This is a genomic window from Stenotrophomonas maltophilia, from assembly GCF_047782825.1.
Classification (GTDB): domain Bacteria; phylum Pseudomonadota; class Gammaproteobacteria; order Xanthomonadales; family Xanthomonadaceae; genus Stenotrophomonas.
The window spans coordinates 3270843-3284258 of record NZ_CP180589.1; the positions used below are offsets into that span (position 1 = coordinate 3270843).

Here is a 13416-nt window from a genome sequence, read left to right on the forward strand (position 1 = left end):
TAGAGTCGAGCCATGCTCGACTTCGCCTTTGTAGAGTCGAGCCATGCTCGACTTCGCCTTTGTAGAGTCGAGCCATGCTCGACTGCTTCTGCCAACAGCAGTCGAGCACGGCTCGACTCTACAGATCAGCGCGCGATCAGCGCATTGCGGCGGCTGTACAGGAAGTACAGCACCAGGCCGACCACGTTCCAGATCAGGAAGTACAGCTGGGTGGTGTGCGGCAGGCTGATGAACAGATAGATGCAGCCCAGCGCGGCCAGCGGGCCGACCACGAAGGCCAGCGGCGTGCGGAAGCTGCGCTCGCGGTTCGGCTCGCGCACGCGCAGCACCACCAGGCAGATACCCACCGCGGTGAACGCGGCCAGGGTACCGGCATTGGCCAGCGCGGCGATTTCGTCCAGGCGCGCCACACCGGCCAGCGCCGACACCACCACAGCAGTGAACAGCGTGGTCGCCACCGGCGTACCTGTGCGTTCATTGACCTTGGACAGGCCGCGCGGCAGCAGGCCATCGCGGCTCATCACGAAGAAGATGCGGCTCTGCCCGTACAGGAAGGCCAGCAGCACGGTGGGCAGGGCGATGATCGCAACCACGCCGATGAACATCGCCGCCTTCGGGCTGCCCAGCTCACGCATGATCAGCGCCAGCGGCTCGGCGCTGTGGCCGAACACCGCATAGCTCATCGCACCCACGGCCGCCAGCGCCACCAGCACATAGACGATGGTGCAGCCGACCATGGAACCGATGATGCCGATGGACAGGTCACGGGCCGGGTTCTTGGTTTCCTCGGCCGCGGTGGAGATCGCATCGAAGCCGTAGAAGGCGAAGAAGATGATCGCCGCCGCCGCCATCACGCCGCGCTCGACGCCATCGGGGCCCAGCGACTTGGCAAAGCCGTAAGGCATGAACGGCTGCAGGTTGGCGGGGTCGAAGGCGGGCAGGGCCACGGCCACGAACACGGCCAGCGCGATCAGCTTGAACACCACCAGGATGGCGTTGAGGGTGGCGCTTTCCTTGGTGCCGGCCATCAGCATCAGGGCCACCAGCCAAGTGATGACGATCGCCGGCAGGTTGATCATGCCGCCCGCCACGTGCGGGCCGGCGGCCAGCGCCGCAGGCAAGGTGATGTCGACGCCGAACTGGGTGTTGATCCACGCCAGGAAGCCGACGAAGTAGCCGGACCAGCCCACCGCCACCGTACTCACCACCAGCGAGTACTCCAGGATCAGGCTCCAGCCCACCACCCAGGCGAACACTTCGCCCAGTGCACTGTAGCTGTAGGTGTAGGCACTGCCGGCGGCCGGCATCATCGTCGACAGCTCGGCGTAGGACAGCGCCGCGCAGGCACAGACCGCACCGGCGATGGCGAAGGAGATCAGCACCGCCGGGCCGGCCAGGTTGGCACCGACGCCGATCAGCGTGTAGATGCCGGTACCGACGATGGCGCCGATGCCCAGCGCGATCAGGTGCGGCCAGCTGAGCGTCGGGATCAGGCGCCTGCCGGCTTCGTGGACGGTGACGGAATCTAGGGACTTGCGCCGGAACAGGGACATGCAGGCCTCGGAAGGGGTGACTAAGAACGACAAGTTCCCGAGTGTGACCGAACGCAGCGCAGCATTACCACTGACGGGGGTCATGCATGGCGGGGCGCGCGCTGCGCCCCGGCCAGGCTGCCGGAATCGGCACAATCCGGCGACAGCCACCGGTGTGCGTTGGTCCCGCCCGCCGCTACGACTCGATGTTGGCCATGCCACTGACCGAATAGCGTTCACCCGCAGCGGCATGCAGCGGGAAGGCGGCATCCAGTGCGTCCAGCGTGGCCGCATCCAGTTCCACCTGCAGCGCTCCGAGGTTCTCGTCCAGCCGTGCCTGCCGCGTCGTGCCCGGGATCGGTACGATGTGCTCGCCGCGCGACAGCACCCAGGCCAGTGCCAGTTGCGAGGCGGCGATGCCGCGTTCGGCGGCCAGCGCCTGCACGGTGTCCACCAGCGCCAGGTTGCGCTGGAAGTTCTCGCCTTCGAAGCGGGGCGAGGTACGCCGGTAGTCGTCGGCGTCGAAGTCATCCGGGCTGCGGATGGCGCCGGTCAGGAAGCCACGGCCCAGCGGCGAATACGGCACGAAGCCGATGCCCAGTTCCGCCGTGGTGGCCAGCACCCCGTTCTGCTCCGGATCGCGCGACCACAGCGAGTACTCGCTCTGCACCGCGGTGATCGGGTGTACCGCATGGGCGCGGCGGAGGGTGGCCGCGGAGGCCTCGGACAGGCCCAGCCAGCGCACCTTGCCCTGTTCCACCAGGCGTGCCATCGCACCTACGGTGTCCTCGATCGGCACGGTCGGGTCGACGCGGTGCTGGTAGTACAGGTCGATGTGGTCCACGCCCAGGCGGCGCAGGCTGGCCTCGCAGGCGGCCTGCACATAGTCCGGGTGGCCGTTGACCTGCCGCCCCTTCGGGTCGGTCGGGTCCAGGCCGATACCGAACTTGCTGGCCAGGAACACCTGGTTGCGGCGCCCGGCAATCGCGCGCCCGACCAGCACTTCGTTGGTGTGCGGGCCATACACATCGGCGGTGTCGAGCAGGGTCAGGCCACGGTCCAGCGCGTGCTGGATGACGGCAATGGCGTCCTCCTCACTGCTGCGGCCGCCGTAGTAGGCGCTCATGCCCATGCAGCCCAGGCCGAGGGCGGACACGGTGGGGCCGGCGGGGCCGAGAGTACGGGTCTTCATGCGGATCTCCTTGGGGGAAGCGCCGTGCCCGGATGGGCGGCGGCATGGGGCTTAGCTTCCTCCTGTCGATCATGTGGATAAACTGCGTACAACATGACTCACCTTGAAGGCTGGCTTCACAATGGATGCCTCCGCTCCGCTGACGGCCGTGGTCGCCTTCGTCCACGTGGCCGAGCATGCCAGCTTCACCCGCGCCGCCGATGCGCTGGGCGTGTCGACCTCGGCGCTGTCGCAGAGCGTGCGCGCGCTGGAAGCGCGGATGGGCGTGCGCCTGCTGCAGCGGACCACACGGCGGGTCAGCCTGACCGAACACGGCGCGCGTTTCCTGCAGCGCGTGCGCGGCGGCCTGGACCAGATCGACCAGGCATTTGCCGAACTGGACAGCGCGCGCTCGGTGCCTGCCGGGCGGCTGCGTGTGACCCTGCCGCGGATCGTCGCCGATCGCATGGTGCTGCCGCGGCTGCCCGATTTCCTTGCGCGTTATCCGCAGGTGCAGGTGGAACTGTGCGTCGACCCGGCGCTGACCGATCTGGTGGGCGAGGGTTTCGACGCCGGCATCCGCCTGGGCGAATCACTCGCACAGGGCATGATCGCGGTGCCGGTCGGGCCACCCGAGCGGCAAGTGGTGGTGGCCACGCCGGCCTACTTCGAGCGCCATGGCGTGCCGCAGACCCCGCATGACCTGCAGGGCCACGCCTGCATCGTGCACCGCTTGGCCAATGGCCGGTTGATGCCGTGGGAGTTCAGCCGCGAAGGCCACGACCTGGAGGTGGAAGTGAGCGGGCGGCTGGTGTTCAACGATGCCGGCGTCGCCCATCACGCCGTGCTGGCGGGGCTGGGCATGGCCCAGGGGTTCGCCTCGCTGATGGCCCACGACATCGCCGCTGGGCGACTGCAGAGCGTGCTGCAGGACTGGCAGCCGCCGTTCCCCGGCTTCCACCTGTATTACCCGGCGCGCGAGCAGATGGCTCCCAAACTGCGGGTGTTCATCGACCACCTGCGCGAGGGAATGCACGATAGATAGAGGCGAGCTTGCTCGACTGCTCCGCCGCCTTTGTAGAGTCGAGCCGTGCTCGACTGCTCTTTGCATCAATCGAGCCCGCTCGACGCTACAGTCAGCGGCTCGACGCCCGGCCAATGGCAGCCGTCTTGCTGCCATGCCTCGACGTCTTCAACGAACTCGGTGCGTCGTCCGTCGCGGGCGCGCTCGTAGCTGAAACCGTAGACGCGCGCACCCTGCGTACTCAGATGATAGCGCCCGTTGCGGCGGCCCTCGATGCGTTCTTCCCACACGCTGTCGAACTGGTAGGGGCGGTCTTCGGCCAGCACCGTCGTTTCCTGCGAGACCCGCTGCACCGGCAGGCGACCGCGCTGCCCGGCGTACTGCACGTCGGCGCTGCCATCGTCCAGCCAGCGCCACAGCAGGTGGATGCTGTCGTTGCGGCCACCGGTGAGGCAGCGATGGTCCCGCGCGGTCGCCGCCGCCGCGGTGTCGGCCAGCAGCACGGCGAACAGCAGCACCGTCAGCCGCCGGATCACCCGTTCAGCCCCAGGCGGATGCCGAAACCGACCAGGAACAGCCCGGCCACCCGGCGCAGGGCCGAGCTGATGCGCGGGTGCTGGATCAAGCGGCGGCGGGCCAGGTTGCCCGCGCCGATCAGCAGCGAGCAGTAGCCGATGCTGACCACGAAGATGATGCCGGCCAACGCTGCGAACGTGGCGATGCCCTGGTGTGCCTTCGGATCGATGAACAGCGGCAGGAATGCCATGTAGAACAGGATCGCCTTCGGGTTCAGCAGGCTGACCAGGATCGCCTGCTGGAAGTAGCGGCCCGGCTGCATGCGGATCGGGCCGGCGTCACCGCCTTCGTTCTTCGGCGTGCGCAGCAGGCTGATGCCCACCCACACCAGGTACGCCGCGCCCAGGTACTGCACGGCGTGGAACACCAGCGGGTTGGCCTTCAGCAGCGCGGCCACGCCCGCCAGGGCCAGCCACATCAGGATCTGGTCGCCGACCAGCAGGCCAGCCAGGGCGGTATAGCCGCCACGCACGCCACCACGCCCGGTGGCGGTCAGCAGGGTGAAGGTGCCGGGCCCGGGCAGGGCGAGGAACACCAGCACGGCGACCAGAAACGTCCACAGGTCCTGGATGCCCATCCACGGCATGGTACTGCTCACTATTGTTGCGGGGGGGCGCCATTGTCGGCCAGACCCGGCGCAGGCGACAGGGGGCCGCCGCCGCCGCCGGGCAGGCCGGACAGCAGCGGTTGCAGGTGCTGGTGCAGTTGCGCGTGCAGCTGCCGTACCGCCGGCGAAAACTGTTTGCGGTGTGGGCAGACCAGCTGCAGCGGAATGTGGCTGCCGACGCCGTCCAGCAGCACCTGCAGGCGCCCGGCCAGCACGTCCTCGCGCAGGTCCAGCCAGGATTTGTAGGTAATGCCTTCACCCGCCACCGCCCAGCGCCGGACCACATCGGCATCGTCGCAGACCAGCGGGCCGCGCACGGGAATCACCACACGCCGCCCCTCCACCTCGAAGGCCCAGCGATCGTGGGTGCGTCCCCCCAGCTGGTAGGCCAGGCAGTCGTGCTCGCGCAGGTCCTCCAGCCGCGCCGGCACGCCACGCCGCCGCAGGTAGGCCGGCGATGCCGCCAGCACGCGGCGGTTGCCCTCCAGCAGCGGCAGCGCCACGTAGCTGGCATCGTCGAAATGGCCCAGCCGTATCGCCACGTCCACCGGGTCGCGGAACACATCGGCCACTTCGTCGGACAGGCGCAGGTGCAGGCGCAGCCGCGGGTGGGCGGCGCGGAAGGCTGCCAGCCACGGCAGCAGCAGGTTGCGCCCGAAGTCCGACGGCGCCGACAGCTGCAACGTGCCGTGCAGGTCGGCATCCTCCCCCTGTACCCGCGCCTGGCCCTCGCGCAGCGTCGCCAGCACCTCCTGTGCATACGGCAGGTACAGCGCGCCTTCGCCGGTCAGGCGCAGGCTGCGGGTGGTGCGCACGAACAGGCGCAGGTCCAGCTCGCGTTCCAGCCGCGCGACCGCCGCAGCGACCTGGCCGGGCAGCAGGTCGGCCTCGCGCGCCGCCTGCGAAAAACTGCCCAGGGCAGCGGTGCGGACAAACAGCTGCAGATCGTCGAAGCGGACCATTTTCATCGCTGGAGTGAAAGTGATGCCCGATTCTGCGCCTTTCTGCGGCAGCGCGCGCGGCGCACGCTGTGTTCTCCTTCCCCACTGGACCGCTGCCATGCGCGCCATTGCCTACACCCACGCCGGCCTGCCGATCGATGACCCGCAGGCCCTGATCGACATCGACCTGGACCTGCCGCAGCCGGGCCCCCGCGACCTGCGGGTGGCGGTGCGCGCCGTGGCGGTGAACCCGGTGGATACCAAGGTGCGCCGCAACGCCGCCACCGAAGGCCCGCGCGTGCTGGGCTGGGACGCCGTGGGCGTGGTCGATGCGGTGGGCAGCGAAGTGACCCTGTTCCAGCCCGGCGACGCGGTCTACTACGCCGGCGTGATCGACCGCCCGGGCAGCAATGCCGAATACCAGCTGGTGGACGAGCGCAGCGTCGGCCGCAAGCCCGCCAGCCTCGACGATGCCGCCGCCGCGGCCCTGCCGCTGACCGCGATCACCGCCTGGGAACTGCTGTTCGACCGCCTGCGCATCGCCGAGGGCGGCGGTGAAGGGCAGACCCTGCTGGTGATCGGCGCGGCCGGCGGCGTCGGCTCGATCCTGGTGCAGCTGGCACGCACGCTGACCCAGCTGACCGTGATCGGCACCGCCTCGCGCCCGGACACCCAGGATTGGGTCTACGCGATGGGCGCGCACCACGTGATCGACCACAGCCTGCCCCTGGCCGAAGGCCTGGCCCGGCTGGGCATCCCGCAGGTCGAGCACGTGGCCAGCCTGACCCACACCGACCAGCACTACGCGCAGATCGTGGAGGTGCTGGCGCCGCAGGGGCAGCTGGGCCTGATCGACGACCCCGGCCAGCTGGACGTGATGGCGCTGAAGCGCAAGGCGCTGTCGCTGCACTGGGAACTGATGTTCACCCGCCCGCTGTTCAAGACCGCCGACATGCAGCGCCAGCACGACCTGCTGAACCGCGTGGCCGAGCTGATCGACGCCGGCGTGCTGCAGACCACGCTGGGCGAGCACTTCGGGCGCATCAATGCCGCCAACCTGCGGCGCGCGCATGCGCTGGTGGAGAGCAATCGCGCGAAGGGCAAGATCGTGCTGGAAGGCTGGTAGGGATCCAGGCCAACGGCTGAGCCCCTCGTGGCTGGTCGCGGAAAGCAAAATCCTGCGCTTGGGCGGGCGGGTGGGTTGCGCGGGGGACGCCGTGAATCCGTCCATGGAGGCTTGTCAGCCGCATCCATGCGGCCGACACCCCCGCGCAACCCACCCGCCCGACCTCTGACAATTTCCGTGCGCGTCCAGCCACGGAAAAGAAAAAGAAGAGCAAAAGCCGGTCGCTTCGCTCGTGTGTCGACCAAGGTCGACCAGAGCAGGTCCCGTGCCGACCAACGGTCGGCACCCACCATCAGCAGCGGGAAACTGTCGAAGGCGGGGTGGGTCCGGTTGAGGGGGTGTGAGCGGCATGGATGCCGCGACCAAGCCCCATGGATGGGTTTACGGCGTCCCCCTCAACCGGACCCACCCCGCCATCCCACGGAAAGCCAGCCTCTGCCGTTGCTCTGGCTTCGGCTTCTGCAGGTGCAGGGCTGCAAGCCCTGCAAAAAGACCCACCCCTCAGGCAACCCCGTTGTCGACGTGCGCGGCAAACCCCGGCTGCCGCCGCAACCGCTCGAACCACGCATCGACATTCGCCAGCACCGGCTTCTCGCCCGGCGTGCAGCGCCAGCGCTGCGTCGACAGGCCCAGCACGATATCGGCCAAGGTGAAGGCCTCAATGGCCACATGCGCGTGGCGCGCCAGCTGGGCATTCAGCATCGTCATCAGCCGGTTCCACTGCACCAGGCTCGCCGCCGCCCGCGCATCATCCGGGTAATCCGCATGCCCGCGCACCCGCGCCATGAACACCTGGCGCCACGCCGTGTTCAGATCGGTGGCCTGCCAGTCCATCCACTGTTCCACCCGCGCTCGTGCCTGCAGCTCCATCGGCAACAGGTCGTGGCGGCCGGCGCGCGCGGCCAGGTAACGGCAGATGCTGTTGGATTCCCACAGCACCAGGTCGCCATCACGCAGCACCGGCACCTGCCGGTTCGGATTCAGCGTGGACAGCAGCTCTGCCGATGGCGCCGGTTCGTGGCGGAGCGGCAGGTCCAGGCCGGCGCACAGCCACAGCACCTTGCGGACGTTGATCGACGTGGGCTTTCCGTACAGGACGAGCATGGCGGTGACGCAGCAGTTGAGACCGGGCCAGCCTACACTGGCCACATGCAAACTGAATTCCTGCTCATTGGCGGCCTGTTGCTGGCCGTCCTCGTCCTGCAGCTGGTCGCCCTGCTGCGCCGTCCCCCGCACGATCGCCTGGAACAGGCGGTACGCGAAGAAGCGCGGGCCGGCCGCAGCGAACTGCGCGAACAGCTGGATGGCTTTGCCCGCGCGCTGACCGACCTGTCCACCCGCACCGACCAGCGCCTGGACCTGCTGCGCGAGGCCCTGGGTGAAGATGCGCGCAAGGCGCGTGCCGAGGCGGCCGAAAGCCAGCAGCGCAGCGGCGCGCTGATGGCCCAACGGCTGCAGGAACTGCGTGGCCAGCTGGAAACCTTCGGCCAGCAGCAGGAGGCGCGCATCCACGCCTTCGGCCAGCAGCTTCAGGAACTCACCACCCGCACCGATACCCAGCTGGGCGCGCTGCGCCAGACCCTGGTGGACGATGCCCGCAAGGGCCGCGAGGAAGGTGCACAGTCGCAGCAACGCCTGACCGAAAGCCTGGGCCTGCGCCTGCAGGAACTGACCCAGCGCAACGAACAGCGCATCGCCGAAATGCGCGCCACCCTGGAAGAGCAGCTGCGCGCGCTGCAAAACGACAATGCGCAGAAGCTGGAGCAGATGCGCCACACCGTGGACGAGAAGCTGCAGTCCACGCTGGAAACCCGCCTGGGGCAGTCCTTCAAGCTGGTGTCCGAGCGCCTGGAACAGGTGCAGCGCGGGCTGGGCGAGATGCAGCAGCTGGCCACCGGCGTGGGCGACCTCAAGCGCGTGCTGACCAACGTCAAGAACCGTGGCAGCTGGGGCGAGGTGCAGCTGGAGAACATCCTCGAGCAGACCCTGACCCAGGAGCAGTACGCACGCGCGGTGAAGGTGCGCCCGGACAGCGGCGAAATGGTCGATATCGCCGTGCGCCTGCCGGGGCGTGGCGAGGATGCACCGGTGTGGCTGCCGATCGATTCCAAGTTCCCGCGCGAGGACTACGAGCGCCTGCTGGATGCACAGGAACAGGGCGAGGTGGAAAACGTGCGCCTGCAGGGCATCCAGCTGGAACGCGCGATTCGCGTGCAGGCCAAGTCGATCTGCGACAAGTACATCGTGCCGCCGCACACCACCGATTTCGCGGTGATGTTCCTGCCCACCGAAGGGCTGTATGCCGAGGTGATCCGCCGCCCGGGCCTGGTCGACCTGCTGCAGCGCGAGTACCGCGTGGTGGTGGCCGGGCCGACCACGGTCACCGCCCTGCTCAACAGCCTGCAGATGGGCTTCCGCACGCTGGCCATCGAAAAACGTTCCAGCGAGGTCTGGAGCCTGCTGGGCGCGGTGAAGAGCGAGTTCGGCAAATTCGCGGGCATCCTGGAAAAGGCCGAGAAGCAGATCAACACGGTGGGCCGCAGCATTGGCGAGGCCAGCCGCAAGACGCGCACCATCGAACGCCGCCTGCGCGGGGTGGAATCGCTGGCCAGCGAACAGGCGCAGCAGCTGCTGGGTGACCTGGCCGAACCGGGTGACGGCGACGAGGGCGACGGCGGCGAGAGCGAGGCCGAGGCCGAGGAAAGCTGAGCCCGTGGACCGACACACGGCGTGCATCGCCAGTGCGTATGCTGTCGGCCCGTCCATTCCGTTGGGTACCTCCCATGCACCTGCGTTCCTGCGCCAGCCTGGTTCTGGCCGCCCTGCTTGCGGCCTGCAGCAGCACGCCGTCCACCCCATCGGCGGCAGCGCAGGCCGCCGCCGATACCCCGGAAGCCACCGAGGCCTACCAGGAAGCGCGCGACGTCGATTGCCGCGCCGCCGGCGGTACCCTGCAGCCGCTGGGCCGCCTGCAGCGCGTGCAGTGCGTGATTCCCTATGCCGACGCCGGCAAGGCCTGCAGCAGCAAGCGTGACTGCAGCGGGCAGTGCCTGGCCTCGGGCGAAACCGAAGCCGGCGTGGTGGCCACCGGCACCTGCCAGCGCGACGTCAGCCAGAACTTCGGCTGCCGCCAGCGCATCGAGGACGGCAAGGCGCAGGGCACGATCTGCGTGGATTGAGCGTATTGCCGGCCAGCGTCCGGCACTACCGGCATCCGGCAGCGCTATGCTGGTGGATCTTTCCACGGCATAGCCGGAGCCCCCGCGTGAGCACCCCGATCCAGGATATTTCCCTCACCACCATCGACGGCCAGCCGTCCACCCTGGGCGACTACCAGGGCAAGGTCCTGCTGCTGGTCAACGTCGCGTCCAAGTGCGGCCTGACCCCGCAGTACGAAGGCCTGCAGGCGCTGTACGCGGAAAAGCAGGCGCAGGGACTGGAAGTGCTGGGTTTCCCGGCCAACAACTTCCTCGGCCAGGAACCGGGCAGCGAGGCGGAGATCCAGCAGTTCTGCCAGCTGACCTACGATGTCACCTTCCCGATGTTCGCCAAGATCAGCGTGGCCGGTGAAGACGCGCACCCGCTGTACCAGCAGCTCACCGCGGCCCAGCCGCAGGCGATCGGCGAAGGCCCGCTGCGTGAGCGTCTGGCCAGCAAGGACATCCCGATCCATGCCGCGCCGGCGGTGCTGTGGAACTTCGAGAAGTTCCTGGTCGGCCGCGATGGCAAGGTCATCGCCCGCTTCGCACCGGACGTGGCCGCCGATGATGCGCGCCTGCGCGAGGCCATCGAGGCCGCACTGGCTGCCTGATGGCCCAGGGTCGCCGCCCTTTCCCGCTGAAAGGGCTGCCAGGCCCCTGGCCACGCCCAGAAAAAAACCCCGCCTTGGCGGGGTTTTTTCATGCACCTGCTGCAGCGGTCAGTTGCTCCACTGCGGCATCGGCATCGCATCGACCGGGATCGGTGAATTGGCATCATCGCTGCCACGTTCACGCTTGCCGCGCAGATCGTTCTCGATCTGGTAGTTGCGGCGCTGCATCCAGGCATCGCGGGTCAGCGCGTATTCGTCCACCGCGCTGTCGCGGATATCGTCCAGCGCCATCAGCTGCGCGCGGGTGTCGACCAGCTGCAGGCCCTGCAGGCCGATGCGGATCTTGTCGTCCTCGATCGTGCGGATCGGCGACAGCGGAATATCGCCGGCCAGGCCGAACACATCGCGTACGGTACGCGGGCCGAAGAATGGCAGTTCCACGTAGCGCGAGCGACGCCAGCCCCAGGCACCCAGGGTCTGGCCGAAGTCTTCATTGCGACGTGGCACCATCGCCTTGCTGGCCGGATCGAACAGGCCACCAATGCCCAGCGTGCTGTTCATCAGGAAGCGGCCCAGGCTGTCCCAGGCATCGGCCGGGCGGCCCTGCAGCAGCTGGTTGGTGATGGTCAGCGGCGCGCGCAGGTTGCTGAAGAAGTTGCTCACGCCGGTGCGGGCGAAGCGCGGCACCACGTGGGTGTACGCAGTGGCCAGCGGCCGGGCGACGCCGCGGTCGACCGCGTTGTTGAACGCGTGCACCTTGCGGTTGAACGGTTCCCACGGGTCGTAGGCGGTGGCATCGGTGGTGCCGCCGTTGGCGCCGTACAGGGCATCGAAATCATCGTCGCCGCCCGCGGCGCTGGCGTCATCGGCCGCGGCCGGCGGGTTCTGCACGGCCGCGGTGGCGGCGGTGTCACCTGCGGCGGCGGCTGGCGGCGGTGCGTTGTCAGTGGCAGCAGCTTCGGCGGTGCCGGTGGCAGCCGTATCGGCGCCACTGTAGGCCGCCGTGGCAGCGGTATCGCCGCTGGCTGCGGGCACTGCCGTGCTGGCCACCGGTGCATCGCTGCGCGCGGGCTTGCCGGCACAGGCGCTGAGCACTGCGGCGAGGAGGATCAGGGGGAAAGTGCGTACGACGTTCATGTCAGCTCGCAGCAGAAGTTGCGTTGAAATCGAGGTCGGGCGACAGCCGGTAGGCTGCGCCCAGTTCGTTGAAGCCGGCCGGTGCACCGGAAATCGCCAGCGGATGGCCCTGTGCACGTGCACGCGCGGCCAGCTCGGCCAGCAGGGCCAGGCCGGCGCTGTCCACGCGCTCGATATCGCCCAGTTCCAGCCGCGCCAGCTGCGCCGGCAGGGCCTGCAGCTGCGGCCACAGCGTGATCACCGCGGCGCGGTCGAGCACCCCGCGCAGGCGCAGGGTGTCGCCTTCCAGCAGTGCCAGCGGCTTACTTGCCATTGCCCGCCGGCCCGGCCTGCATGCTGCCGCTGTGCAGTTCGGTGGCCACCTGCTTGATGCCCTTCTGGCGCAGCGGGGTGTCGAACTGGTTGCGGAAGGTCTGCACGTAGGAAATGCCTTCGATGTTGACGTCGAAGATCTTCCACTGGCCGTTCACGTTGCGCATCCAGTACTCGACCGGGGTCGCTTCGCTGCCGGCACGCACCAGCTCGGTGGCCACGCGCACGCCGCGGTTGCCCGGCAGCGGGCTTTCACCCTTCAGGCGGAAGCTCGGCTTGCCCTGGATGTTCAGCAGGGCCGAACCGTAGCGCTGCATCAGGCTGTCGGCCATCGCATCGGCGAACAGCTTGATGTCCGCGTCGGACGCGCCGCGGGCATGCGTGCCCAGCACCAGGCGCGCGGCATAGTCGCGGTCGAAGGTGCGGTTGAGCTCGCTGTCGATGTAGCTGCGCAGGCTGGCCGGGTTGCTGCTGAACTCGCTGCGGCGCTGCTGCAGGGTGTTGAGGATGCGGCTGCTGGCGTCGATCACCACCTTGCCGGCCTGGCCCTGCTGGGCAGTGGCGGCGGGAGCGGCGGCCTGGGCCTGGGCCAGGAACGGGGTGGCCAGCAGCAGCGACGAGGCGAGCAGGGCCGGGATCAGTTTCATCTTCATGGTTGCGGTTCCGTTGCAGGCGACGGGGCGCCATCGTTGGGCTTCTGGTCGGCGCCACCACCGGCGCCACCACTGAACATGTACTTGCCGACCAGCTGGATCAGGTCGACTGCCGGCTGGGTGAAGACGATCTCCTCACCCGGCTTGAGCACTTCCGGATCACCACCGGGCTGCAGACCGATATAGCTCTCACCCAGCAAACCACTGGTGAAGATACCGGCCGAGGTGTCCGCCGGCAGGTCCTTGACCTTGCTGTCCATGCGCAGGGTCACGATCGATTCGAACTTCACCGGGTCCAGGTCGATCGAGGCGACCTGGCCAACGGTCACGCCGCCGATCTTGACCGGCGCCTGCTTGCGCAGCTGGCCGACCTGGGAGAAGCGTGCCTTCAGCTCGTAGCCGCCACCACCGCCCCAGCTCCAGCGCTGGTTGGTCGAGGCCACCGCCAGCACCATCAGCGATGCCAGGGCCAGCAGCAGGAATGCGCCGACAGAGAATTCAAGTCTGGGACCGCGGATGGCCATGT

The 13416-nt window shown here is 68.5% G+C and carries 15 protein-coding genes; 5 read left to right on the forward strand and 10 right to left on the reverse strand.

Annotation, left to right across the window (positions count from 1 at the left end):
- Positions 1-125 precede the first annotated feature (125 nt).
- Both ACM2ZB_RS15210 and ACM2ZB_RS15215 read right to left on the reverse strand, forming a co-directional pair.
- Positions 126-1553, reverse strand: coding sequence for an amino acid permease (locus ACM2ZB_RS15210; protein ID WP_416056067.1), 1428 nt, complete (start codon positions 1551-1553; stop codon positions 126-128).
- A gap of 175 nt (positions 1554-1728) precedes the next feature.
- A complete protein-coding gene (locus ACM2ZB_RS15215; RefSeq protein WP_416056068.1) occupies positions 1729-2724 on the reverse strand; it encodes an aldo/keto reductase in 996 nt (331 codons plus the stop codon).
- Positions 2725-2845: 121 nt separating this feature from the next.
- Between ACM2ZB_RS15215 and ACM2ZB_RS15220 the strand changes: the two genes are divergently transcribed.
- Positions 2846-3748, forward strand: a complete 903-nt coding sequence (locus tag ACM2ZB_RS15220; protein ID WP_416056069.1) for a LysR family transcriptional regulator — start codon at positions 2846-2848, stop codon at positions 3746-3748.
- A gap of 65 nt (positions 3749-3813) precedes the next feature.
- On the opposite strand, the gene ACM2ZB_RS15225 is transcribed toward ACM2ZB_RS15220, so the two are convergent.
- Genes ACM2ZB_RS15225 through ACM2ZB_RS15235 form a run of 3 tightly spaced genes read right to left on the reverse strand, consistent with a single transcriptional unit; the run spans position 3814 to position 5878 of the window.
- Positions 3814-4263 (reverse strand): hypothetical protein, encoded by a 450-nt coding sequence (locus ACM2ZB_RS15225; RefSeq protein ID WP_416056070.1) that lies wholly within the window; start codon positions 4261-4263, stop codon positions 3814-3816.
- On the reverse strand, positions 4260-4889 hold the full coding sequence (leuE, locus tag ACM2ZB_RS15230; protein WP_416058562.1) for a leucine efflux protein LeuE: 630 nt from the start codon (positions 4887-4889) through the stop codon (positions 4260-4262). Before leuE ends, ACM2ZB_RS15225 begins: the two co-directional genes overlap by 4 nt.
- Positions 4890-4900: 11 nt before the next feature.
- The gene (locus ACM2ZB_RS15235) at positions 4901-5878 is read right to left on the reverse strand and encodes a LysR family transcriptional regulator (protein WP_416056071.1); all 978 of its coding nucleotides are present in this window, start codon (positions 5876-5878) and stop codon (positions 4901-4903) included.
- Between the two features lie 91 nt (positions 5879-5969).
- Here ACM2ZB_RS15235 and ACM2ZB_RS15240 point away from each other — a divergent pair, with 91 nt between their 5' ends.
- Positions 5970-6977, forward strand: coding sequence for a zinc-binding alcohol dehydrogenase family protein (locus tag ACM2ZB_RS15240; protein ID WP_416056072.1), 1008 nt, complete (start codon positions 5970-5972; stop codon positions 6975-6977).
- A gap of 501 nt (positions 6978-7478) precedes the next feature.
- Here ACM2ZB_RS15240 and ACM2ZB_RS15245 read toward each other — a convergent pair.
- Complete coding sequence (locus ACM2ZB_RS15245; RefSeq protein WP_416056073.1) at positions 7479-8081, reverse strand: glutathione S-transferase family protein; 603 nt, start codon at positions 8079-8081, stop codon at positions 7479-7481.
- 45 nt (positions 8082-8126) lie between these two features.
- On the opposite strand from ACM2ZB_RS15245, the gene rmuC reads away from it, so the two are divergent.
- From rmuC to ACM2ZB_RS15260, 3 genes are all read left to right on the forward strand, one after another.
- Positions 8127-9686: a DNA recombination protein RmuC gene (rmuC, locus tag ACM2ZB_RS15250; RefSeq protein ID WP_416056074.1), complete on the forward strand. Its 1560-nt coding sequence runs from the start codon at positions 8127-8129 to the stop codon at positions 9684-9686.
- Between the two features lie 74 nt (positions 9687-9760).
- Positions 9761-10156: a hypothetical protein gene (locus tag ACM2ZB_RS15255; RefSeq protein WP_416056075.1), complete on the forward strand. Its 396-nt coding sequence runs from the start codon at positions 9761-9763 to the stop codon at positions 10154-10156.
- Positions 10157-10242: 86 nt separating this feature from the next.
- The gene (locus tag ACM2ZB_RS15260) at positions 10243-10788 is read left to right on the forward strand and encodes a glutathione peroxidase (protein WP_313441244.1); all 546 of its coding nucleotides are present in this window, start codon (positions 10243-10245) and stop codon (positions 10786-10788) included.
- Between the two features lie 108 nt (positions 10789-10896).
- Here ACM2ZB_RS15260 and ACM2ZB_RS15265 read toward each other — a convergent pair whose 3' ends face one another.
- From ACM2ZB_RS15265 to mlaD, 4 genes are read right to left on the reverse strand one after another with little or no spacing between them, the layout of a single operon-like run.
- Positions 10897-11925, reverse strand: coding sequence for a VacJ family lipoprotein (locus ACM2ZB_RS15265; RefSeq protein ID WP_416056076.1), 1029 nt, complete (start codon positions 11923-11925; stop codon positions 10897-10899).
- A 1-nt stretch (position 11926) separates the two neighbouring features.
- Entirely contained in the window at positions 11927-12238 is a 312-nt protein-coding gene (locus ACM2ZB_RS15270) for an STAS domain-containing protein (RefSeq protein ID WP_416056077.1), read from the reverse strand.
- Entirely contained in the window at positions 12228-12890 is a 663-nt protein-coding gene (locus ACM2ZB_RS15275; RefSeq protein ID WP_313441239.1) for a phospholipid-binding protein MlaC, read from the reverse strand. The genes ACM2ZB_RS15270 and ACM2ZB_RS15275 overlap by 11 nt, the downstream gene beginning before the upstream one ends.
- Positions 12887-13414 (reverse strand): outer membrane lipid asymmetry maintenance protein MlaD, encoded by a 528-nt coding sequence (mlaD, locus tag ACM2ZB_RS15280; RefSeq protein ID WP_416056078.1) that lies wholly within the window; start codon positions 13412-13414, stop codon positions 12887-12889. The genes ACM2ZB_RS15275 and mlaD overlap by 4 nt, the downstream gene beginning before the upstream one ends.
- Positions 13415-13416 lie beyond the last annotated feature (2 nt).